This window comes from Streptomyces sp. NPDC002490 (assembly GCF_040296045.1).
In the GTDB taxonomy this organism is placed as follows: domain Bacteria; phylum Actinomycetota; class Actinomycetes; order Streptomycetales; family Streptomycetaceae; genus Streptomyces.
The window spans coordinates 1-22,890 of sequence record NZ_JBEOWM010000030.1 but is presented as its reverse complement, the minus strand read 5'-3'; the positions used below and the strand labels follow the sequence as shown (position 1 = coordinate 22,890).

General features: G+C 72.6%; 14 protein-coding genes and 1 pseudogene. 6 read left to right on the top strand and 9 right to left on the bottom strand.

Annotation, left to right across the window (positions count from 1 at the left end; genetic code table 11):
- Positions 1-194: 194 nt before the first annotated feature.
- The 3 genes from ABT092_RS19910 to ABT092_RS19900 all read right to left on the bottom strand — a co-directional run bounded on the left by ABT092_RS19910 (position 195) and on the right by ABT092_RS19900 (position 3,161).
- Positions 195-491, bottom strand: a complete 297-nt coding sequence (locus ABT092_RS19910; RefSeq protein WP_351245595.1) for a hypothetical protein — start codon at positions 489-491, stop codon at positions 195-197.
- 298 nt (positions 492-789) lie between these two features.
- The gene (locus ABT092_RS19905; RefSeq protein WP_351245593.1) at positions 790-1,221 is read right to left on the bottom strand and encodes a hypothetical protein; all 432 of its coding nucleotides are present in this window, start codon (positions 1,219-1,221) and stop codon (positions 790-792) included.
- Positions 1,218-3,161, bottom strand: a complete 1,944-nt coding sequence (locus ABT092_RS19900; RefSeq protein ID WP_351245592.1) for a hypothetical protein — start codon at positions 3,159-3,161, stop codon at positions 1,218-1,220. Before ABT092_RS19900 ends, ABT092_RS19905 begins: the two co-directional genes overlap by 4 nt.
- Before the next feature lie 390 nt (positions 3,162-3,551).
- Here ABT092_RS19900 and ABT092_RS19895 point away from each other — a divergent pair.
- Both ABT092_RS19895 and ABT092_RS19890 read left to right on the top strand, forming a co-directional pair.
- Positions 3,552-5,108, top strand: a pseudogene (locus ABT092_RS19895) (helix-hairpin-helix domain-containing protein); the annotation flags it as partial.
- On the top strand, positions 5,105-6,136 hold the full coding sequence (locus ABT092_RS19890; protein WP_351245591.1) for a DNA polymerase Y family protein: 1,032 nt from the start codon (positions 5,105-5,107) through the stop codon (positions 6,134-6,136). The pseudogene ABT092_RS19895 and the gene ABT092_RS19890, both read left to right, overlap by 4 nt.
- Positions 6,137-6,251: 115 nt before the next feature.
- Here ABT092_RS19890 and ABT092_RS19885 read toward each other — a convergent pair whose 3' ends face one another.
- Together ABT092_RS19885 and ABT092_RS19880 are read right to left on the bottom strand one after the other, a co-directional pair.
- Positions 6,252-6,761: a flavin reductase family protein gene (locus tag ABT092_RS19885; RefSeq protein ID WP_351245590.1), complete on the bottom strand. Its 510-nt coding sequence runs from the start codon at positions 6,759-6,761 to the stop codon at positions 6,252-6,254.
- Complete coding sequence (locus ABT092_RS19880; RefSeq protein WP_351245588.1) at positions 6,758-7,753, bottom strand: LLM class oxidoreductase; 996 nt, start codon at positions 7,751-7,753, stop codon at positions 6,758-6,760. Before ABT092_RS19880 ends, ABT092_RS19885 begins: the two co-directional genes overlap by 4 nt.
- Before the next feature lie 90 nt (positions 7,754-7,843).
- Between ABT092_RS19880 and ABT092_RS19875 the strand changes: the two genes are divergently transcribed.
- Complete coding sequence (locus ABT092_RS19875; protein ID WP_351245586.1) at positions 7,844-8,449, top strand: TetR/AcrR family transcriptional regulator; 606 nt, start codon at positions 7,844-7,846, stop codon at positions 8,447-8,449.
- 55 nt (positions 8,450-8,504) lie between these two features.
- On the opposite strand, the gene ABT092_RS19870 is transcribed toward ABT092_RS19875, so the two are convergent.
- Positions 8,505-9,236: a TioE family transcriptional regulator gene (locus ABT092_RS19870; RefSeq protein WP_351245584.1), complete on the bottom strand. Its 732-nt coding sequence runs from the start codon at positions 9,234-9,236 to the stop codon at positions 8,505-8,507.
- 57 nt (positions 9,237-9,293) lie between these two features.
- On the opposite strand from ABT092_RS19870, the gene ABT092_RS19865 reads away from it, so the two are divergent.
- Positions 9,294-10,499 carry an erythromycin esterase family protein gene (locus ABT092_RS19865; protein ID WP_351245582.1) on the top strand — a complete coding sequence of 402 codons (1,206 nt, stop codon included), beginning with the start codon at positions 9,294-9,296 and terminating at the stop codon, positions 10,497-10,499.
- 336 nt (positions 10,500-10,835) lie between these two features.
- On the opposite strand, the gene ABT092_RS19860 is transcribed toward ABT092_RS19865, so the two are convergent.
- The 3 genes from ABT092_RS19860 to ABT092_RS19850 form a co-directional block, all read right to left on the bottom strand.
- Positions 10,836-12,611 (bottom strand): diflavin oxidoreductase, encoded by a 1,776-nt coding sequence (locus ABT092_RS19860; protein WP_351245580.1) that lies wholly within the window; start codon positions 12,609-12,611, stop codon positions 10,836-10,838.
- Positions 12,608-18,145, bottom strand: a complete 5,538-nt coding sequence (locus ABT092_RS19855; protein WP_351245578.1) for a glutamate synthase-related protein — start codon at positions 18,143-18,145, stop codon at positions 12,608-12,610. The genes ABT092_RS19860 and ABT092_RS19855 overlap by 4 nt, the downstream gene beginning before the upstream one ends.
- Positions 18,146-18,376: 231 nt before the next feature.
- Positions 18,377-21,646 carry a S8 family serine peptidase gene (locus tag ABT092_RS19850; protein ID WP_351245680.1) on the bottom strand — a complete coding sequence of 1,090 codons (3,270 nt, stop codon included), beginning with the start codon at positions 21,644-21,646 and terminating at the stop codon, positions 18,377-18,379.
- Positions 21,647-22,025: 379 nt separating this feature from the next.
- Between ABT092_RS19850 and ABT092_RS19845 the strand changes: the two genes are divergently transcribed.
- The gene (locus ABT092_RS19845; RefSeq protein WP_351245576.1) at positions 22,026-22,349 is read left to right on the top strand and encodes a hypothetical protein; all 324 of its coding nucleotides are present in this window, start codon (positions 22,026-22,028) and stop codon (positions 22,347-22,349) included.
- A gap of 46 nt (positions 22,350-22,395) precedes the next feature.
- Positions 22,396-22,761, top strand: coding sequence for a cupin domain-containing protein (locus ABT092_RS19840; protein WP_351245574.1), 366 nt, complete (start codon positions 22,396-22,398; stop codon positions 22,759-22,761).
- Positions 22,762-22,890 lie beyond the last annotated feature (129 nt).

Sequence of the window (22,890 nt, the reverse complement as noted above, 5' to 3'; positions counted from 1 at the left end):
ACGATGATCGGCGGGTCGGTGGCGCCGACGAGGCGTAACCGCAGGCCGGAGAGATGGTACAGGGATCATCCGGCCGGGGGGCCGGACCTGCTGGTTGCCGGGACAGAGCCCAGGCATCTTCTGGTCGCTCCCGAGGGCCCGACGGGCCTGGCGCTCGATCAGGCAGGACACGAGCAGGGCCAGGCAGATCACCGTCACCCGTGCGGCGACCCTCTTGTTGTCCTGCATGAAGATGGGGGTGACGGCCAGGGGGCCTTGAAGTCGCCGTAGCGGCGCTTGACGGTGCCCTGGCCCTTGTGGCACCGCAATACCTCGGCGGCGTCGGCCTGTTCGGGGGTGAGGGTGGTCAGCTGCGCGTACCAGCCGTCGACGGCGGCTTCGGCCTGGAGGACGTCCTGGTCGAAGTGCCAGTCGAGGGTGGGCAGTCCGGTGGCGTTGGTGGTGATGGAGGTACGCAGGCAGCCAGTGACGCGGCGGATTTTGGCGATCACGCTGAGTTCGCCGTCGGCGACCTGCTCAACCGCTGATGAGTGATGGACAGATCGTCGCCCTCGGTAGGCAGCGGTGACCTGCCTTCATCCGGGACGCCGATGACCCTCTCGGCCGCGTCGCCGAAAAGACGGACGGTCGTCTCTCGGCCGTTGGCTTCGCGCCTCGCCCCCACGCCCGGAGATCTAGAAGTGGAGATGCCTAGTGCAACTGCGCGGGCCTGAACGCCTATGCTCGCTGTTCGACGAATCGACTGCGCGGCGGGCTGGGAGCTCACCCACCGCGCGTCTGCTGTGCTAACTAGGCCACCCGCCGTAGCCACCCATCCGCTCGAGGCCAGACCCGTGGGTTCATGGCGCCACGGAGGTTGAGCCGGTCTGCGGACCTTCCCTCGATGGCGTTGAGCGCGTCGCCCGGGGTGTGATCTTCGAGGTGGAGTACTCGCACGTGGGCGAAGACGGCCCGCTTGTGAGGATTCCGATGACGCTCACCCAGGCGGGCGCTGAGGTCGTCGTCGCGACTGGCCTGTCCGAGCCACCGGATGTGATTCTCAGCATCGGTGACCAGGTAGATACCTGTCACGACCCCCAGGTCGGTGAATACCTCGTAGTCGTGGAAGGGGACCGGTGTCGCATAGGTAGCCACCAGAAAGCGGCCAGCTGCCAGGGGCAGCGTCCCCATGGCCCGGCGCGTGAGCACGGGGCCCACCGGAAGAACCGTCCGCTGGGTCACCGACCGGCCTCCGCGTCGAAGAACACCGCGCACTCTGAGACGAAGTCTGCGGGGTCGCCCCCGCCGTGCTGAAGGACCTGCAGAACTGTTCCTACCCCCCGCAGGTCCTTCCGGGCGGCGGCCAGGGCGTCGCCCAGGACCTTGGTGACGGTGTCGGTGAGGTTGTCCGGCAGTGCGACAGCGTTGGCGTCGGTCGCGGCGTCGTCGAGTTCCTTGGCCGTGCTGAAGACGTCCGCGAAGGCCTTCACGAGTCCGTGCGTGACCGCCGCCTCGAAGGTGTCACGCGCTACGAGGAGCTTCTGCTGGGGCGTGGGCTCCGGCTGGCCCGGGTCGTCCGAGGGGCCCGGACGCGGCGCGCGCCGGCGAGCGGGCTTCTTCGGGAAGGCCTCGTCGAACCAGGCGCGTGACGCGCGAGTGCCGTCCAGCGGCCGGCCCTCCACATCGACCTGCCGGGGCTCGCTTCGGGTGTTTGCCGCGTGGGCGAGTTCCCGCATGAGACCGATGGTGCGCGTCGGCTGGACCTTCAGGGCGTCCCGCACACTGTTCATCGTCCGGCGGATGCGCCGAGTTTCGGCCTCGTCGTCGACCTCGTGGGTCTGCGCTCCGACGGAGCCACGGTCGGCCTCGACGATCTTGTGTTCGGCGAGCCAGTGCATGCCGCGCGTGATGATAAAGGTCTCCAGAGCCTTCTCGTCTCCGCGGCCGGCACTGGCGAGGAGGTCAGCCCAGGTCGCGTCGGGCGCGAAGGTCGTGCCGTCCTTGATGCTGCTGGGGCGGAGCAGCCCGTCGAGTACACGGGGGTTCCACCGGTGGCTGTAACCGTCGCTGACCACTACCGAGATCATGCGCATGCGGTTGTCCACATGCCGGCGGCCAGTCTGGCTGGGGGCAGGTTCTCCCAGGACCCTCCGGATGAGCCTGCGCCGCTCCGGCGAGCTCGGGAAGACGATGTCGTAGAGCGTGCGGTCCCGGCGGTCCCGGGCAGCGATGCGGTCCTCGCCGGCCTCCGGCATCGGATCCGGAGCCTCACCCGCGAGCCACGCTCTTTCCGGCTCCTCCAGTTCGCCGTAGTTCACGGCCTCTCGGAGGATTGCCCGGAGGTCAGAGGCCGCCTTCTCGGACAGCTTGTAGTCCAGGGGCGGGCGCCGGTGATCGACCCGGTTGGGGTCGAACACCGAATTGTGGAAGCCTTCGAGGTTCGTGGCACCCACGATGATCTGGATCGGGACGGTGGCTACGTTCTGGGCGCGCATGGCGATGGTGTGACCGGGGTGGTCCGGGTCGTCGAACGCGTCCTTCAGGATGGTCGCGAGGATCGGGATCCAGTAGGTGGGATCCGCGGACCGGGGGTCGTCCGTCCGCGAGATGCCCATGTGCGCGTAGGGGCGCAGTCCGAAGACGATGTCCCGGACCGAGAGCCCGAACAGCGCCAGGCGGGCCCTGGACCGGTTGGCGCCTTTGATGGCCGTCAGGTCGGGGACGGCTCGAATGCGGCTGCCAGTGTCCGTCTGTTCGCTGATCTGCCGCACGAACGGGGCGTGCAGCGTGACTTCCTTCTGCCCGTAGATCTCGATGTCCTCGACGAGGCGATAGCCCCGGTCACCGTCGGCCGTGTTGAGGGACGTGTCCATCAGGTCCAGCAGACGCGCCTGCCGGTTGAGATCCACGGGATCGGTGGTGGTGAGGAACGCGGCCGGCCTTCCGGCCGTACGGCCGGCCGTCAGGGCGGGCAGAACGTAGTCCGGCCGTGCGTCCGGACGGAGAGGAGAGTGGAAGTCGCTGCGGATGCGTTCGTTGTACTCGCCCGGGCTGCCAGCGAACCCGTGGGCTCGGACACTCAGGATCGTGAGCCCGCTGTCCTCTTGCAGCGTCTGCGGCTTCAGACGGTAAACGCCGTCCTGACGTTGCAGGTAATGCTTGGGCTGAGGTACGTACGCCATTGGGAGTCGGGGCTGAACCCGGCATTGAGCCTGAATGTATCCATTCATGGTAGCGGTCCGAAGCGGCCTGCCGGAAGGTCTGCGGACGAGCCCTACCGGAACAGGGGCGTCACCGTCTTTACCACCAGTGCGAGCGGGGTGTCCTGGGTGGCCAGCACCGCAGACGATCGTGGTGTGCTCGATGCCCTTCATTGCGGCGCACATGACGCGGCTGGTACGCGAGGCCGATCGTCGCGAGAAGTGACGCGTCGCTGTGCCGGGGGTTGAGGCCGATCAGCAGCACAGGGCGATGCAACCTACGCATCGTGATACGCAGTTACTGATCTCCCGCCTGTGGTCCTCAGAAAATCCGACACTACAAAACCCGACACCTCACTTGACCAATGAACGGGCCAACGCGACCTCATCGCGCGGCTCCGACCGGAGACCTTCCACGACTTGGTCGTCGACATCTCGCTGTTCCGCCCCGGGCCGGTGGCGGCCAACATGGTCGACCCGTTCATCGCCGCCCGGCACGGGCGCAAGGCCCCCGAGTACCCGCACCCGGACCTCGAACCCGCGCTGCGCGAAACCCGCGGCGTGGTCGTCTTCCACGAACAGGTCATCGAGATCCTGCACGTGATGACCGGGTGCAGCCGCGACTTCGGCGACCACACCCGGCGCGCCCTGGCCCGCCCCGACCAGGTCGGGCGGATCAGGGCGTGGTTCGCCGAGCGGGCGCACCGACGCGGTTACGACGAGGAGGTCGTCGAACGGACCTGGAAGATCGTCGAGGCGTTCGGCGCCTACGGGTTCTGCAAGGCGCACGCCGTCGCGTTCGCCGTGCCGTCGTACCAGTCGGCCTGGCTGAAGGCCCATCACCCGGCCGCCTTCTACACGGGGCTCCTCACCCACGACCCCGGCATGTACCCGAAACGGCTGCTGCTCGCGGACGCCCGACGCCGGGGCGTGCCGATCCTCCCGTTGGACGTGAACGCCTCGGACACCACCCATAGAATCGAACTGGTGCCCGATAGGGAGGGCGGGCGGGCCCCGGAACCGGGCGTGCGGCTCGCCCTCGCCGACGTACGCGGGATGAGCGACGCCGAGGCGGAACGCATCGTCGGGGGCCGGCCCTACTCCTCGCTCCAGGACTTCATCGCACGGGCCCGCCCCTCCCGTCCGGTCGCCGAACGCCTCGCGCAGGTCGGCGCGTTGGACGCCTTCGGGCGCAACCGACGCGATCTGATGCTGCACATCGCCGAGGCGCACCGGGCACCACGCCGTTCGACAGCCGACCAGTTGCCCTTGGTGGAGAACACGGGAGAACCCGTCCCCGCGGCCCCCGCCCGGCTCCCCGACCTGGACGAGGCGGAGCGACTGAGCGCCGAACTCGGGGTGCTCGGCATGGACGCCTCGCGCCATCTGATGCGCGACCACCAGGAGTTGCTCGACGAACTCGGCGTGGTGTCCGCCCGTCGCCTGAAGGACCTGCCGCACGGCCAGGTGGTCCTCGTCGCCGGCGCGAAGGGCGCCGTGCAGACCCCGCCGATCCGTTCCGGCAAGCGGGTCGTCTTCACCACGCTCGACGACGCCTCGGGGCTGGTGGACTGCGCGTTCTTCGAGGACAGCCACGACGCCTGCGCCCACACCGTCTTCCACTCCTGGCTGCTGTTGGTGCGGGGGGTGGTGCAGCGTCGCGGCGACGGCGGCGGCACGGCCCTGTCGGTGACCGGGTCGGCCGCCTGGGACCTCGCCGAACTCGCCGAACTGCGCCGCACAGGGGGCCTGTCGGCGGTCACCGAGCGCCTGACCGCCGAACGTCCGCCGGCAACCGCACCGACCGACCGCAGCATCCCCCTGGAGACCGGTTACGCCCTGCACCCGTGGGCGGACCTCCAACCGCCGGGCGCACCCGTCAAGCAGAGCCGGGCCCTGTGGCACCGGAGCCCGGGGAGCGCGGGATGAAGATCCTCCACATCCACTTCCACGACCTGGCGGACGAGCGGGTCCACCCCCGTCTGCTCGCCCTGTTGTCCGAGTTCACCCCCGTGGTGCAGGCGCTGCCGCCGGACGCCGCCCTGGCCGACGTCTCCGGCAGCCTGCGCTACTTCGGCACCGACGCCCCCGACCTCGCCGAACGCGTCCGGGCACGCGCCGGCGGTCTGCACGGAGTGCGCTCGACGATCGGGGTCGCCGCCAACCCGATGCTCGCCCGCATGCTCGTCGCGGACGGGCCGCCCTCGGCGGTGCGGGCACTGCCCGACGACCCGGACGCGGTCGCGGCCTTCCTCGCTCCGCTGCCCGCCGCCGCGCTGCCCGGCGTGGGGCCCGCCACCGTTCGCACCCTGTCCTCGTACGGCCTGGACAGCATCGGTCGGCTCGCCGCCGCACCGCTGGGCACCCTCCAGCGCGTCCTGGGGGCCACCGCGGGGCGCAGGATGCACGACGCGGCCCACGGGCTGGACCCCACTGCGGTGGTCCCCGGCGGACCGGCCCCCTCGATCCGTGTGGAACACCACTTCGCCCGGGACGAGTTGGACCGCGAGCGGCAACGCGCCGCCCTCCTCGGCCTCTCCGATCGGCTCGGTCTGCGGCTCCGCGGGGAATCCCGTGCCGCCCGCGCGCTCACCCTCACCGTCCGTTACGCGGACCGCACCACGACCACCCGGACCCGTTCCCTGCACGAGGCCACGGCGCACACACCGGCGCTGACCGCGCTCGCCTACGGGCTCCACGACCGCCTCGCCCTGCAACGCGCCCGGGTCCGCTCCTTCGCCCTGTGCGCGGACGACCTGCTGCCGGCGCGCCTCGCCCCGCGTCAGCTGGTGTTCGACCCGCTCGACGAACGGGCCCGGCAGGTCGAAGCCGCCGTCGACCGGGCCCGGAACAGGTTCGGCCCGGGTACGGTCCGCCCCGCTGCGGCGGTGCGGGGCCTCAGGCCCTCGGTCGGCGACCCCGCCCCGGGGCACGCACACCGACCGCTCCTCCGTTGACGGGACTTCGGGCGGCGTGCGCGACCCGGCCCCTTCCGTTCCGAGCAGCCGGGCGGCGGTGCGGGGCCCTCGCACCGCCGCCCGTCCCCCGCGGGTCAGCGTCCGCCGGCGGTCGTCACCCGACGGCCCCGCTCCGGTAGTGCCGGTGCACGTACACGAGCGGTTCGCGGGGGCCGTCCGAGAGCGGACGGACCGCGGTCACCTCGGCGACGACCAGCGTGTGGTCGGCCACTTCCACCTCGCGGGTCGCCCGGCAGGTCAGTACCGCGGCGCTTCCCACCAACTCCGGTCCCGCTCCGTGGGGAGACGGCCGGTGCGCCACCCCCGCGAACCCGCCGCCACCGGGCGGAAGGCTCCGCGCGAACCGCTCGGCGAGGGCGCGCTGCCCGGCGGTGAGGACGTTCACGGTGAAGACACCGGTCCGTCGGATGACCTCCTCGGTGCGGCCGGCCCGCTTCAGGGAGATCAACAGGGTGGGTGGATCGAGCGAGACCGACACCAGGGAGTTCACGGTCGTGCCGCGCGGTCCCCCCGCGTCCCGGGTGGTGACGACCGCGACGCCGGTCGCCCACTGCCGCATGGCGTCGCGGAACGCACCGGGGTCCGCGGTGCGGGACCGGGTCACCACGCGGACGCCAGGGGTTCCGCGGCGGCGAGGGCCGGGAAGTGCGGAACGACCTCTTCGGCGAGCTGCGCCACCACCTCCGCCGCGGGACGCCTGCCGTGTTGGACGCCGAGGGCACCGTGGTTGACGCCGGCGTCCCGCCAGCGGCCGAGCAGGTCGAGCAGCCCCTCGCTGCCGGTGCGCAGGACGAAGCCGCCGCGCAGCGGGGTGGGAGGGTGCCGCGGGTCCTCGTCCAGGTCGATCCACTCGTTGGTCACCGCCGGGCGGAACTCCCGACCGGGGACCGCGCTCCGCCATGCCTCGATCTTGCGTCCGAGGGCGCGGGGGCCGTCGGGGGTGGCGGTGGCACCCGGGTAGACGAGCCACCCGTCCGCGTACCGGGCGATCCACTCGGGGGACTGCTGGGAGGATCCGGTGACCAGGAGGGGGATCCGGCCGTGCACCGGCTGCGGCAGCAGGTGGGCGCCGTCCGCCCCGGCCGGCCGCTCGCCCTCCAGCAGGGCGCGGAAGGAGTCGACCGCCTCCCGGTACAGGGCTCCGCGCGCGGCGTGGTCCAGTCCGTAGGCGGGAAACTCCACCGGGCGGTCGCCGGACGCCGCGCCGAGCACCAGTCGCCCGCCGCTGAGGTGGTCCACCGAGGCCGCCTGCTTGGCCAGGTCGATCGGGTGCCGGAGCGGGAAGACCACACTGCCGGTCGCCAGGGAGATGCGGGAGGTGTGCGCGGCCAACCAGGTCAGCGCCGTCCACGGGTCGTACACCTGCCCCACGTCGCCGAAGGCCGGGTCGGCCAGCGGCACGTCCCGGACCCAGACGGCCGCGAACCCGCCGCGCTCAGCCTGCTGGACGACCTCCGTCTGGCCCCGCAGTCCCGCCATGTCGCCCGCGTAGGGCCGGAGCGGCAGGAACAGTCCCACGGTCAGCTCCCCCGGCGCGAACATGCGTCCGTGTCCGGGATGGCCGACCCAGGAGGAGGCGGGTGCTGCTGTTCTCATCAGATATCCGTCCGTCATCGTGGTTGGAACGTTCGATCCAGAGCATACGACAGTTCTGGATCGAACGTTCCAACCAGTACACTCGTGGTCATGACAGCCACCGCACCGCCCCACCGCTCCCCCGACGCCGACACCCGCCGGCGGATCGTCCGGGCCACGGCCGCCCTGCTCCAGCAGCAGGGCTACGAGAGCACCTCGGTCAAGCGCATCGCCGGCGCCGCACAGGCGTCACCCAGCTCCGTCTACCACTTCTTCCCCGGCGGGAAGCAGGAGCTCGCCATCGAAGCGATGCACCACGGCGCCCGCGAGTTCGGCGAGTTGCTCGCCCGGGGCCTCTCCTCCGCCCACGATCCCGCCGAGGCCACGGCTGCCTGCGCCCTGCTGCTCGCTGACGACCTCAAGCAGTCGGAGTGGAGCGACGGGTGCCCGATCGCGGTCACCGCCCTGGAGACCGTCGGCCGCGTCCCCGGCCTCCAGGAGGCGGCGACCCTGGCGCTCACCGGATGGCGGGACCTCGTGGCGGCCAAGCTGCTGGAGAGCGGCATCTCCCCGCACGCGGCGCGTTCCCTGGCCGGGACGGTCATCAGCATGCTGGAGGGAGCGGAGCTGCTGAGCCGCGTCACCGCGGACGACACCCCGCTCCGGGACGCGGCCGTCCACCTCGCGCAACTCGTCGACGCGGCGCCCCGGACCTGATCCGGCGCGCGGCCCCGCATCCCGCCGGGCGGGGGGACGCCCCCTCCCGCCGGCGTCAGCCGCGCTCGCGGAGGTACGCGTCGAGTTCCGCGGCCCCGGTGAGCATGTCCCGCCCGCGGGTGGACAACCGGCCGTGCCAGTCGTGCAGTGCGGACTGCAAGGGGTCCAGCCCGCCGGCGGCCCGGACCCGGTCGAGCAGCGGAGCGATCTGCCGCAGGAGGTAGCCGCCCCGCCGGAGTTGGTGGGCCAGCCGCGCGTCCCGCACGTCGGCCTCGTCGTAGATCCGGTACCCGGTCCGCGGGTCGCGGCGCGGACGCACCAGCCCGGCGTGCTCCCACTTGCGCAGGGTCGCCGGTCGCAGGCCCAACCGGCCCGCCAGTTCCCCGATGAACGCGGCGCGGGCCCCGGGCCCCGCGCCCGGTCCGGGCGTCGAGGCGGGCTCCAGGTCCCGCAGGGCGTCCGCCACGGCCCGGAGGGTCCGCCGGTCGTCGAGGAGTTGGGCGTGACTCTCGTCGATGAGTCGGAACGCCTCCGTCGCGGCGCCCCGGTTCACCGCCCGCATGATCTCCGTGGCCCTGCCGTGGCCGTGCCCGGGCACCAGGGCCAGGAACGCGCGCAGGGCGCTCGCGTGCAGCGGGGTGTATACGCGGTGCCCGTGCGGGGTGCGCTCGGCCGCCGGGAGGATGCCGGCCTCCTCGTAGTTCCTGACCGCCTGGGCGGACAGACCGTGCCCGCGCGCCAGGTCGATCGGCCTGAGTCGCCTACCGCTTTGAAGGTTTCTCCCCATGGGGCCGACGTTATCGTGCAAAGCCTCAACGGATGGTTCAGCGATACCGTCGAAGGCATGGATATCGACTTCGAGGACTCCGTCGGTGCCGTCGACGCTCCCGCCGTGGTGAAGCTGCTCCCGACCCGACCGCGGCTGCTCGCCCTGGGCGAACCCGTCCACGGCGAGCGTGCACCGCTCGACGTGCGCAACGAACTCTTCCGCGAACTCATCGAGCAGGAGGGCTACCGCACGGTCGCCGTCGAGAGCGACTGCCTGCGGGGACTGGTCGTGGACGACTACGTCACCTCGGGTCGGGGCACCCTCGACGCCGTCATGGCGCAGGGCTTCAGCCACGGCTTCGGCGCGTTCGCCGCCAACCGCGAGCTGGTGCGCTGGATGCGTGCCCACAACGAGGGCCGGCCCGCGTCCGAGCGGATCCGCTTCGCCGGCTTCGACGGTCCGTTGGAGATGACCGGCGCGGCGAGCCCCCGGCAGGCCCTCGCCGCACTCCACGCGTACCTCGCCGACCACGGCGACGCGGACCTGCTGCCCTGTACCGCGGACGCCCTCGACCGGCTGCTCGGTCCCGACGACCGGTGGACGGAGCCCGGGGCCATGCGGGACGCCTCACGCTCGGTGGGACGCTCCGCCGGAGCGACGGAGCTGCGGGTGCTCGCCGACGACCTGGTGGCGGTCCTCGACGCACAGGCACCCCGGCTGATCACGGCCGCCTCGCGGGAGGGCTGGGACCGGGCACGCCTGTACGGGCGCACCGCCACTGGGCTGCTGCGCTACCACTACTGGATGGCCGACCCCTCACCGAACCGGATGGGGCGGCTGCTCGGACTACGGGATTCGATCATGGCCGAGAACCTTCTGGCCCTCACCGAGCGGGGTCCGGTGTTGGCCTTCGCCCACAACGGCCACCTCGAACGGGGCGAGAGCAGGTGGCGCCTGCCCGACCGGCCGGAGCCGCTGAGGTGGTGGGGGGCGGGTGCGCTGGCGAGCGCACGGCTGGGCGCGGAGTACGCCTTCCTGGCCACCGCCCTGGGCACGATGCGGCACCGGGGGGTGGGGGCACCGGAGCCGGACAGCGTCGAGGGACTCCTGTACGCGCTCGACCGGGACCGCTGCCTCGTCGACGCCCCGGTGTTGGCCGCCGCCCTCGGCGCCGCGCGGATCGTCACCCGCACCTCGCCCCACTTCTACGCCCCGTTGGACCCGGATCGGCTGGCGGACCTCGACGGGATCCTGTTCCTCAAGGACGTGCCACGGTCCTGAGGACGGGCCGACGGGTTCGGCCTCCCGATGCGCGGCGTGCCGGCCGTCCCGTCCCGGACGACGACGGCCGACACGATCTCCTCGGGGTCGACGCGGAGCACGAACGAGCCCGGTCGGACGCCGGACGCCGCCCCGCGCAGGCTCCCGACCTGCGCGATCCGGGTCACCGGCCGGCCGGTGACCGCCTGGACGACGGGAACGGCATCGGGCGGTGGGGGCGAGCGCCGGCTCCTCGCCCCGACACGGCCGCACGGTGCCGTTCCGTCTACCGCGCCCCTCCTCCACGGCGCACGGTTCGTCGGCGCCGCGGGGCTCCGGCTGCCGACCCGGCGCGCCTCAGTACACGTCCCGCACGTAGCGCTTGGCGCGCCGCAGGTCCGCCAGGTACTGGGCGGCGTCCTCCTCGCCGCGCCCGCGCTCCCGGGCGATGACGCCGAGCAGCTCCGCCTCGACGTCCTTCGCCATGCGGGAGGCGTCGCCGCACACGTACACGTGCGCCCCCTCCTCCAGCCATCCGTACAACTCGCGCGACTGCTCGCGCATGCGCGACTGCACGTAGACCTTCTCCGCCTGGTCGCGCGAGAACGCCAGGTCGAGCCGGGTGAGCACGCCGCTCTCCCGCAACCGGGCGAGCTCGTCCTCGTACACGAAGTCGGTGCGGCGGTGTTGGTCGCCGAAGAAGAGCCAGTTGCGTCCGGCGGCGCCCCGAGCGGCCCGCTCGTGGAGGAAGCCGCGGAACGGGGCGATGCCGGTACCGGGGCCGATCATGACCATCGGGGCGTCGTCGTCCGCGGGAACGCCGAAGGAGGTGTTCGGCTGGAGGTAGACGCCGGCGGACGGCTCGTCGGTCCCCCCGCCCGCCCGGTCCGCGAGGTAGGTCGAGGCGACCCCCTCGTACCGGCGGTGCCCGGTGGTGTACCGGACCGAGGCGACGGTCAGGTGGATGCGGTCCGGGTGGGCGAGCGGACTCGACGAGATCGAGTACTGCCGGGCCTGCAACGGGCGCAGCAGCGGAAGCAGTTCGGGTAGCTCGGGGGCGGCCGGTCCGGCGTCCCGCAGCAGGTCGAGCACGTCCCGGCCCCACAGCCAGGAGTCGAGGGCGGCCCGGTCGCCGTGCCCGACGACCGCGGCGAGGTCACTGCTCGGCGCCCGTTCGACGAGTTCGGCGACGAGTTCCTTGGAGGGGGTGCGGACCTCGCGACCGGTGCGCAGCACCTCGACGAGCGGCTGCCCGTCGACGTCCTCGTCGCCGTGCGCGCCCAGGTGTTCGAGGAGGGCGCCGACCAGGGCGTCGTCGTTCACCGGGAGGACGGCGAGCGCATCGCCGGCGGTGTAGGTGATGCCGCTGTCGCCGAGTTCGAACTCGTAGTGGCGGATCTCCTTGGCGCTGTCCGGCGAGGACAGCAGCCTGTTCACGGCGAGCCGGGACCGGTACGGGGTGCGCTTGTTCCACGGGGAACGGGTCCGGGGGGTCGGGCCCGGGGCGGCGCTCGACGGAGCGGCGGGCGCGGGGGGCGCCGGGGCGCCGGTCTCGGCGGCGAGTCGGTCCAGGACCGCGGTCGTCCATGCCGCGGCGGGCTCCTCGAAGTCGACGTCGCAGTCCACGCGGTCGTGCACGCGGGTGGCGCCGAGTTGCTCCAGTCGGGTGTCGATGAGCTTCGCCGCCTGGCAGAAGTCGTCGTACCCGCGGTCGCCGAGTCCGAGGACCGCGTAGCGCAGTCCCTCCAGCCGCGGTGCCGCATCGGCGCTCAGCGCTTCCCAGAACAGCCCGGCGTTGTCGGGCATCTCCCCCTCGCCGTACGTCGAGGTGACGATCAGCAGGTGGGACATGGCGGCGAGGCGCTCGGGCGTGACGGCGTCGAGGGCGGCGGGGGCCGCGCCGAGGCCCCGGGCGCGGGCCCCGGAGACCAGTTCGTCGGCGAGGAACTCGGCGGTCCCGGTCTGTGTGCCGAACAGGACGTCCACGGTCGTGGTGGGTGCGTCGACCGCCCGGGCCTCCCGACGGCCGGCGGTGGCGATGCCGGCGAGGAAGCCGGCCAGCCACGACTCCTGTGCGGCGGAGAAGGGGGCGTCGGCCGGGATGAGGGTTCCGGTGGGGGCCATGAGGGTCATGCGGTCACCGCCTGGGTGGGGGTCTGCGGGGTCCGGCGCTCGGCGATGTCCGCCAGGGCCGCGGTCGCGAGCAGTTCGTCGAACCGGGCGGCCCGGACGCGGCCGGTGTTCTTGGCGTTCTGGTGGAGGATCCAGCCGTAGGTGCCGGGGGCGTCCATGCTGAAGTTGTTGCGGCTGCTCAGGGCGCGCTTGTAGTCGTCGAGGCGCTTGATGGCGATGAGCGTGGCGAGTTCGTCGTCGTCGAACCGCTCCAGGGTGCCGCGCAGGTACTTCACCACCCGCTGCTTGACGGCGAAGTCCTCGGTGAGCACCAGGTTGCGGACGGCCTCGGCGACCCGCGGGTCGTCCGGATCGCTCGCGCCGGGCACCCGGGCGAGCGCCAGGTCCTGGGCGACGGTGAGCACCGTGTACGAGGAGAGCAGCGAGAACATGTCGTCGCCGTCCCGGTCGCCGAGCGCGGGGGCGCGTCCGCCGAGCACGGTGCGGCGGTCGCGGTAGTCGACCTTGAAGGCGCGGAGCTTGTCCGTCGCGATGGAGGTGGCGAGTTCGTCGAGCAGTTCGCCGCGGGTGGCCGCGGCGAGGATCTCGGTGGCGTCCTGGTACAGCAGCAGCGCGCGGGGCATTCCGCAGTACACGTGGCGGCGTTCGTGCTCCCAGTCGGCGAGGAGCCGGGCCGCGAGCCGGGAGCCGGTGGCCTCCAGGTGCCACTGGAGGAGCAGGCGCACGGCTTCCTGGTGGAAGACCCCGTGCTCGGTGTCGGTCACCGGGAACACCAGGAGCGAGTCCGCGCTCACCCGCTCGCGCAGTTCGCCGGTGGGGTCGTACTGGTACAGGAAGCCGCCGCTCATGCCGTTGCCGAGGCCCTTGCCGAAGCCGCCGAGGTTGAGCACGGTACCGCCGGTCATGTACTCGCAGCCGAAGTCGCCGAGGCCCTCCACGACCGCGGTCGCGCCGGAGTTGCGCACCGCGAAGCGGTCGCCGGCCTCCCCCTGGACGAACGTCCGACCGCCGGTGGCGCCGAACAGGGCGAAGTTCCCGACGAGCACGTTGCCGCCGTGCTCGTCGGCGCCGCCGCCCGGAGCACGGACCACGATCCGGCCGCCGCTCTGGCTCTTGCCGACGCCGTCGTTGGCGGTGCCGGTGTGCTCCAGGGTGATGCCGTCGTTGCAGAACACTCCGTAGGACTGGCCTGCGGACCCGGTGGTGCGGACCAGGACGGCGTCGTCCACCAGCCGGCGGCGACCGCGGTCGTCGGTGGTGACGGCGGGCGCTCCGGCCAACTCCGCGGCGTCGAGAGGGTGGTTGAGCAGCCGCTCCACGTCGATGCCGAGCTGACCGCCGACCGACTTGTCGCTGTTGCCGAGGCGGATGCCGTCGACGAGGACGGACGGCTCGCGCCGCTCGACGAGGGCGGCCCGCACCCGCTCGATCAGGGCGTCGTCGGTGGTGAAGTCCTTCTCCAGGTACTCCGGTTCGGTCACCGTCTTCTCGGGGACCCGGGCGAGCAGCCGGCGGACGTCCAGTTGGCCGACGCCCGCCGGGTGGTCCAGGAGTTGGAGCAGGTCGGTACGGCCCCGGGCCGCGCGCAGCGAGCCCAGGCCGAGGCGGGCGAGGATCCCCCGCACGTCGTGGGCGACGTTGAGCAGGTACTGGGCCAGCGCCCGCGGGTCGCCCTCGAACGCCTCGGGGTTGGTGGTGAGTCCGGCGGGGCACTTCACGTTGCAGTTCTTCGCCATGACGCAGCCGAGCATCATCAGCGCGGTGGTGCCGAACTCGAAGCTGTCGGCCCCCAGCAGGGCCGAGGTGACGACGTCCCCGCCGGTCTGGTGCGCGCCGGAGCAGCGCAGGACGACCTTCTCGCGCAGCCCGTTCGCGAGGAGCGCCTGGTGCACCTCGGCGACCCCGATCTCCGCCGACCGGCCGGCGTACTTGAGGCTGGTGACGGCGGCTGCGCCGGTGCCGCCGGTGTTCCCGGCGACGTTGATCACGTCGGCGCCGGCCTTGGCGACGCCGACCGCGATGGTGCCGATGCCCTCCGAGGACACCAGCTTCACGATCACGCGCACCCGGGCGGCCTTGCAGTCGTGGATGAGCTGTGCGAGGTCCTCGATCGAGTAGGTGTCGTGGTGCGGCGGCGGTGAGACGAGTTCGATGCCCGGGGTCCCGCCGCGGGCTGCGGCGATGTCGACGGTGACCTTCGGCGCGGGTAGTTGACCGCCTTCGCCGGGCTTCGCCCCCTGACCGATCTTGATCTCCAGTTCCTGGAGCATCGGATCGGCGAGGTAGCCCGCCCAGATGCCGAACCTGCCGGACGCGAACTGCTTGATCCGGGAGCCGCGGATGGTGCCGTACCGGGAGTGGTGCTCACCGCCCTCGCCGCTGTTGGACAGGGCACCGACCATGTTCGCCCCGTGTGCGACGGCCTCGTGCGCGCTGGCCACAAGGGCGCCGTGGCTCATGGCGCCGGAGGCGAGCGCGGCGGTGATCCGGTGCGCGGGCTGCACCTCGTCGAGGGCGATGCTGTCGGGTGCGCCGTCGAGGAGGGCGAGCAGGCGCGCGGCGGTGCCGACGACGTGGACGGTGACGCCGCGGGCGTCGGCGTCGAGGGTCTCGACCTCGCCCGGGTACGTCAGGGCGAGGCCGGCCGCGAGCGCGGTGTGGCGCTCCGTGCCGTCCGCCCCGGGGGCGGTGAGGCGCAGCCGGAGGGTGGTCCCGTCGGGGGAATCGTGGGTGACTTCGGTGACGAGCCCCCGGACGGTGATGCTGGCGTTGCCGGTGGTGGAGAACCGGCCGAGTTCACGGGCGAAGTCCTCGGGGGTGCGCGGTCCCGTCAGGTCCGCGGGCAGCGCGAGCACGTCGCGCAGGGCGGCCGGGCGCCGGGCGCGCTCCTCGTGCGTCGCCCGGAGGAAGGCGCGGTATCCGGGGGTGATCCGGAAGGCGTCGATCTCGGCGTCGCCGAGTGCGTCGTACCCGGTGTTGCGGTAGGCGGTGTCGGTGATGCCGAACGCGTCGTCGAGTTGGCCGAGCGTGAGCAGGCGCAGCGCGTCCGCGTCGTTGGGCCGGCCGAACTCCGGGCGCTCCTCGGTCATGCCGCCGAAGCCGCGGACAGCCGTGGTGCCGAAGGAGTGCCCGGCGCCGTCCGAGCGTTCCTTGAAGAGGCCGAGCAGGGGGATCTGCTGTTCGCCCTGCACCGTGCGGGCCCGCTCGTGCCACTCCGTCGCGGCCTCGGCGATGCGGGCGAAGCCCACGCCGCCGACCGGGGCCCGGTGGTGCGGGAAGATCGTCGCGAACACGTCGTCGCGGGTGTCGAGGTAGTTCGGTTCGAAGAACTCGCCGCCGATGTAGCTCTCGGCGGTGCACAGCCCGACCCGGCCCATGGTCTTGGCGAGCGACTTCTCGGCCGCCTTGCGGAACCGTGCCAGGGCCCGGTCGGTTTCGGTGGTCTCCCCGGCGGGCGCCGGTGCGCTCGGGTACTTCTCCTCCGCGCGCAGTCGTGCGCTGAGGCTGTAGACCGCCGAGGCCCCGAAGCCGAGGGCGGTGGCGACGTGGTGCGAGGAGGCGAGTTGGCCGCTCTCCGCCACCAGCGAGACCCGCAGTCGCAGTCCCGTTTCGATGAGGCGCTGGTTCACCGCCGCGACGGCGAGGACGACCGGGAGCGGCGCCTTCGACGAGGAGACCGCCCGGTCGGTGAGGAGGGCGATGCCGCCCCGCTCCGCGGCGAACCGCTCGACGTCGTCGCAGAGCCGTCCGAGGGCGGTGCGCAGGGCGTCGGCGTTCGCGGTCACGTCGCCGGGCGCGGGGGCGTAGAGCAGGTCGAACCGTTCCAGGGGCACGATCTGTTGGTCACGCAGTCGGACCATGTCGAGGTGGCCGAGCACGGGCGAGGACAGCACGAGTTGCCGGCCGTTGGTGTGGCCGGTGCCGTCCGGCTTGGGGCCGAGTGCGACCCGCATGCTCATGCCGTCCGCTTCGCGGATGCTGTCCAGCGGGGGGTTGGTCACCTGGGCGAAGCGCTGGGAGAAGTACTTCGCCATGCCGCCCTCGGTGTCGCTGAGCGCGTTGATGGCGTTGCCGTACCCCATCGCCGAGATCCGCTCCGCCCCGTTGGCGAGCATCGGATCGAGCATGAACCGGAAGCTCTCCTGGTTCAGCGAGTAGGCCACGTAGCGGCCGGCGGTCGTCAGGTCCCCGTCGTAGCCGAGGGTAGTGGTGGTCCGGTCGTAGTCGGGGGCGGGGAGGTCGTCGAGGTTCACCCGCGCCGCGGCCAGCAGCTCGGAGTAGGGGCGGCGGGCGGCGAGCGCGTCGAGCACCTGCGCGGTGCGCAGCCGACGGCCGGTGCGGTGGTCGACGACGAGCATGCCGCCGGCCTCGATGCGGCCCCGGTGCACGACCTCCTCGTCCGGGAAGGCGACCTGGCCGGCCTCGGAGGCCACCATGAGGTACTCGGCGGTCTCGACGGTCCGCAGCGGTCGCAGGCCGAGCCGGTCCAGACGGGCTCCGACGACGTCCCCGTCGCTGAAGATCACGGCGGCCGGGCCGTCGTTCTTCTCCTCGTACAGCGAGAAGTACTCCAGCATGTCGCGCACCGCGACGGGCAGGGTCCGGTCGTTCTCCCACGCGGGCGGCATCAGCGACACCACGGCCTCGACGAGGTCCAGGCCGTCGTCGAACACCCTGCTCTGGAGGGTCTGGTCGAGCCGGCTGGAGTCGGACTGGCCCGGGGGGCGCACGATGCTGCGGGTGCGGGCGCGGGCGAGCGCCTCGTCGGACAGGCGGTTCTTGCGGTCGGTGTTCAGCTCTCCGTTGTGCGCCATGAGCCGGAAGGGCTGTGCCATGGTCGGGTGCGGTTCGGTGTTGGTGGAGAACCGGGTGTGGAAGTACAGCGAGCGCACCGAGTGCCGGGGATCGCACAGGTCGCGGAAGTACCCGATGACCTCACCGGAGTTGAGCCGCCCCTTGAGCACCTGGGTCCGTGCGCTCAGCGACAGGGGGTAGAGCCCCGCGTAGGCGTCGTCCGCGTAGGCGGCGGCCTCGACCGCCAGGAGGCAGCGGTGGGCGGCGGCGTCCACGTCGCTGCGCTCCCAGCCCTCGGGCGCCCTGAACACCCATTGCACGATGGGGAGTTGGTACTGCTCGGCGGCGGCCCGGGCCACTGCGTGGTCCACCGGGACCTCGCGCACCACCAGTACCTCGAAGCCCTGTTCGGCGATGCTCCGAGCCACCAGGTCCAGTGCGCCGGCGCGGCGGTCGGCGTCGACGGGGACGAAGCAGTTCGCGACGCCGAAGTGTCCGGCGCGCAGTTCCTCACCGGTGATCGCGCCGAAGAACTCCACCGACAGGTCGATGCTCACGCCCGCCCCGTCGCCCACGCCTTCGGCCGATGTGCCTCCGCGGTGCGGGATGGTGCGCAGCGCCTCGTCGCCCTTGCGGATGACTTCGTGGTGGGGGGTCCCGTCGAGGCGGGTGATGAAGCCCACGCCGCAGGCACTGTGGTCGCGGGCAGGGTCGTACAGACCGAAGGCAGAGTCGTTCACATGGGTCCCGTCAGCGAGAAACCGGCAGCGGACGGCCAGGCTGCGTCGGTGGAGCGCTCGCCGCGGGCGGGCCGTGTGACGGCCGAGCCCCGAGTGGTGCGATTGAGCACGGTAAGGCGTACCTAAACGTCACCGCAAGTGGGGGCCGGCTTCCGTTGTGGAAGCCGGCCCCCGGGGCGGCTCGGCCGGTGCACCCGTCACACGGGCCGCCGGGGCGTGTTCGACGGGGGGCTACCTACCGAGGAAGGCGTCGTGGAGCGTGACCGTCGACCGGTTGCCCCGGGTGTCGGTGACCACGGCCCGCAGCGACACCGCCCTGCCCCCCGCAGGTGCCCGCACGATGACCTCGTCCGCGCTGACCGGGGCGGACTGCCACTTCTTGCCGTCGTAGGACACCGAGACCCGGAGCTTCTTCAGGCCGGCGCCGGCCGCCGCGCCCTGCACCACGACCGGAACGCGCACCCTGCCGCCCGCGGGGACCGTGGAGTCCAGTGCGAGCTCCGGTCGGAAGCGGACCGTGGACACCGGCAGCATCGTCGGGACGTCGGTGCGGGCCGAGGTGAAGGTCCACGAGGCGTCGATCCGGGTGCCGGCACGGTGGAGGGCGGGGTTGCGCCGGACCGTGGTGGACACCGTGTACGCGGCGGCCTCCGGGGGCAGCGCGAACGTCCGCGCGTCGACGGCCGCGTCCTCCTGCGCGTACAGCACGCCGTTGCGGTGGATGGTGGTGCTCGCGCTGGTGTACCGGGCGAAGCCGAGGTGCCCCGCACCGTCACCGGCGAGCGTCAGCGAGCCGTACACCTGGTCGCCGTCGCGCACGATTCCGCTGCCGGCGTCCATCTGCGGGCCCAGCACACCGGCGTGGAAGTCCTCGGTGCGCGTGCTGCCCGCCGCGTACCGGCGCGAGACGGTGCCGTAGGCCGCGTCGAAGGACCGGAACCCCTGGGCGTCCGGCTCCCCCAGCACCCCCGCCTCGATCTGCCAGGCCGCCCCGTCGTCCGTGGACAGGTGCACGTTGCGGGTGCCCGGCGCCGGCTGCACCCGGAAGGCCGAGACCACGCCGGAACCGCCGGGCAGTTCGCCGTGCGCGGCGAGGGCGCCCTCTACTCCGGGCCCCGAGGCGCCGATGCCCGCCTTCACCAGGGCGAGGTCCCCGGCCGCGAAGGTCCGGTGGTACCCGTCGGCGAGGCGCTGCACCGGGCCGCCGGTGAGGACGTAGTACTCGTCGGCGCCCCGTGCCCAGTGACCGGACCAGGACTGCCGGAGCGTTCCGTCGATCCGCTGCGGACCCTGGTAGGCGGTGCGGAGGTTGTCGAAGCTGGTGAACTCGCCGCCCTGGAGGAAGGCCGTCCCGTTCGTCTCCAGCACGTACAGCATGCCCGCCCGCGTCGGACGCGCGGCCGGGTCCGGCACCGTGATCGTCACCGGCTTGGTGGTGCGGGCGTCGAGGGTGACGGTCGTGGGGCCGGTCACGGAGAACTGCGGGTTGTCGATCAGATCGGCTCCCTTGGCCGGAGCGGCGGGATCGACCAGCAGGTTGGCCGCGAGGGCGTAGGTGCCGCGCGGCATCCGTATCGTGGTGGAGCCGGACGAGAGGTCGGGCAGGAAACGGCGGTCGGTGGCGGCGCCCGCGTAGCCCAGCAGTTCCGCCTGCCAGCCGGTGCCCGGAGCGCCGTCGCGCCCGAAGGTCTCGAAGGTGACGTCGTACGACTCGCCCTCGCGTTCCACCGCGGCCGCGGTCCGGACGGTCTGGCCGCCCCCGGAGGCGACGACGGTCGTCGTGTACGAGCCGTCGACGGCACCGCCGATCCGGGTGTCGGCCGTCAGCTCCACGGCGGCGGTGCCGCCCGCCGGAACCGTGATGCGCGGGGTCCCGAGGGTGAAGAAGCCGGCGGGGGCCGGCTGTCCGTCGCCCCCGGTGGGCGCCGCCAACGCCAGGTCCAGCACCACGTCGGTGGTGCCGCCGTTGCGGTACGTCACCTGCCGGGTGACGGGCGTGTCGTCCTGGTGGGGCCACTGTTGGACGCCCAGGTCGATCGAGCCGGGCTCGGCGACGACCGTCTGGTCGATCGCCCGGTCGACCGCGATGCGACCCGCGCCCTGGTGGAACACCGAGGAGGCACCGCCTTGGGCGGAGGCCGTCAGCACCGCCTTGAGCCGGGCGCCCGTCCAGGTGGGGTTCTTCTGCTTCAGGAGCGCCGCGGCGCCCGCGACGTGCGGGGTCGCCATGGACGTGCCGTCCTTGCTGACGTACCCGGGCGGGTTCTGTCCGCCGGTGCCCTCGGCGGCCGCCGCCGTGATCGCCACGCCCGGCGCGGTGACGTCCGGCTTGATCGCGTGGTCGCCGGTGCGCGGCCCCACCGCGGAGAAGTCGGCGATCAGATCGTTGTCGTCGACCGCACCGACGGTCAGCGCGGCGTCGGCGCTGCCCGGGGAGGCCACCGTGGACCGGCCCGGGCCGCTGTTGCCGGCGGCGACCGCGAACAGGACGCCCTTCTCCGCGGAGAGCTTGTTGATCTGGGCTTCGGTCGGGTCGATGCCCGGGGTGTCGGGGCTGCCCAGGCTCATGTTGACGATGTCGGCGCCCTGGGCCACGGCCCAGTCGACCCCGGCCAGGATGCCCGAGTCCTCCCCCTCGCCCCGGTCGTCCAGCACCTTGGCGCTGATCAGCTGGGCTCCGGGGGCCACCCCCTTGAACCTGCCGTCCTTCGCCCCGCTGCCGGCGGCGACGGAGGCCACGTGCGTTCCGTGCCCGTCCCGGTCCCGGGCGTCCGGGGACCTGCTGAAGTTCCGCTCCGCCACCACCCGTCCCGCGAGGTCCGGATGGGTGGCGTCGATCCCGGTGTCCACGACGGCGATCTTCACCCCGGTGCCGTCGTACGAGCGGGCCCAGGCGGACGGCGCGCCGATCCGCCCGGTGCTGCGGTCGAGCGACGCCTTGCGCACCCCGTCCAGCCAGATCCGGGCGATGCCGGAGGTCCTGGCCACCGAACCGTCGCGGGTCGGACGGGTCAGGGCGTCCCACAACGCCCCGGTGCTGTCGGTGGCGCTGGTGACGGCGTCCGCGTCGAGGGCGGAGAGGGTCCGGCGGACGGTGGTGCCCTCGGCGGACCGCACCCCCGCACGGGCGGCGTCGGCGGCGCCGCCCCGGTAGCCGACGATCACCTTGAGTCCCGCCCGGTGGGCCCTGCGGGTCTCCGGCCTCGTCAGTTCGGTGACGTCGAACAGCCGCCGGTCCAAGGTGCCGTCCGCGATCAACCGCCGGGCGTCCCGCGGCACCACGTAGGTGCGGCCGTCGTGGACCTGGGTGAAGAAGGGCATGTCCTCCCGGCCGTCGGCCCGTTGGATGCCGCCGACACGGCCCCGCGCGTCCACGCGGACCCGGTCGCCGGTGATCAGGGTGACGGTGCGGACGGTTCCGGCCCCGTCGGCGAGGCGGTTCGCCGGCGCCGACGGCCCCGGTCCCGGGCCGGCCCCGTCCGCCGACGCCGGGCCGGTCATGCCCGCCGTCAGGGCCACGACGCACCCGGCGGCAACAACGGCCGGGCACGCCCTCTTTGCTGGTGTGCGCAAGATTCCCCCTGCTCAGGAGTGCAGGGGGCGGGCGGGGGCCCGCCCCCTAGGGGCGCCTCTCGATGGGTCTACGCCCCGGTAACCCGCGCAGTATGCCCCGGCCGTTTCGACGCACTCAATGATCGTTGTGTAACAGCGTTCCGGGGCAGGCGAGTTGTGGCGATCACCGTCGTTGCGACGAGGACGCATCCGCTGCGGACGCGGGCGCACGGGCTACCCTCGGACGGATGATGACGGCCGTTCCCCCACCGCCCCGGACGAGCCGCCCGGGCCCGGCCGCGGCACGCTCCGATCCGAGGAAGGCGCCTTGACGAACCCTGCGAGCCCCCGCCCGCCCGCCGACGCCCTCGACGAGGACCGACTGGTCGAGATCGGCCGCGCCCTCTTCGTCGGCCGCGCGGAGGCACCGGCGCTGACCACCGTCCGACTTCCCGAGGGCCTGGGCATCTGCCTGGTGCACGCCGTCCGCGGGGGCGGCAAGGTCTACGTCGCTCCCGACGGGAGCGTTCTCTTCGTGGGCTCGTCCCTCGACTTCGACGCCGGCCTGGCCACGTTCCGGGCCGGGGCGCGCACTCTTCGCGAGGCGTCGGGCTCCGAGCGTCACCTGGGCCTTCGCCGGGCACCGGACTAGGCTGGTAGAGGACTCGGGGCCGCTCCACTCCGGGAGGCGAGTGACCATGGCTGGGCTGGTGATCCGTAACTTCGACGCTGCGGACGAAACACGGCCGTTCGAGGAGGGCAAGGGCAGGTTGGACCTGCTGCACACGGCCGGCGGCCCCGTCGGCCTGGCCGTCTTCGAACCGGGCTGGCGCTGGTCGGAGCACGTCAAACCGCTGGCGGGGACCGACAGCTGCCGGTCGGCCCACACCGGCTACGTGGTCAGTGGCCGTCTCAAGATCGTCATGGACGACGGGGAGAGCGCCGAAGTCGCAGCGGGCGACTTCATCGAGGTGTCGCCCGGTCACGACGCCTGGGTGGTCGGCGACGAAGCCTGCGTGACGCTGGACTGGACCGGATACGGGGACTACGCCAAGCCCGCTTGAGCCCGGCCCCGCCGCCGCGCGGAAGCCTCCCGCGGGATGCTCCTATGGATGTCAAGCGGCTTCAGTGAGGTCGCTTTGAGTGGTTTGCGGGTTGATGTCGGTGGTCCGGATCGACCGCATCAGGACGCG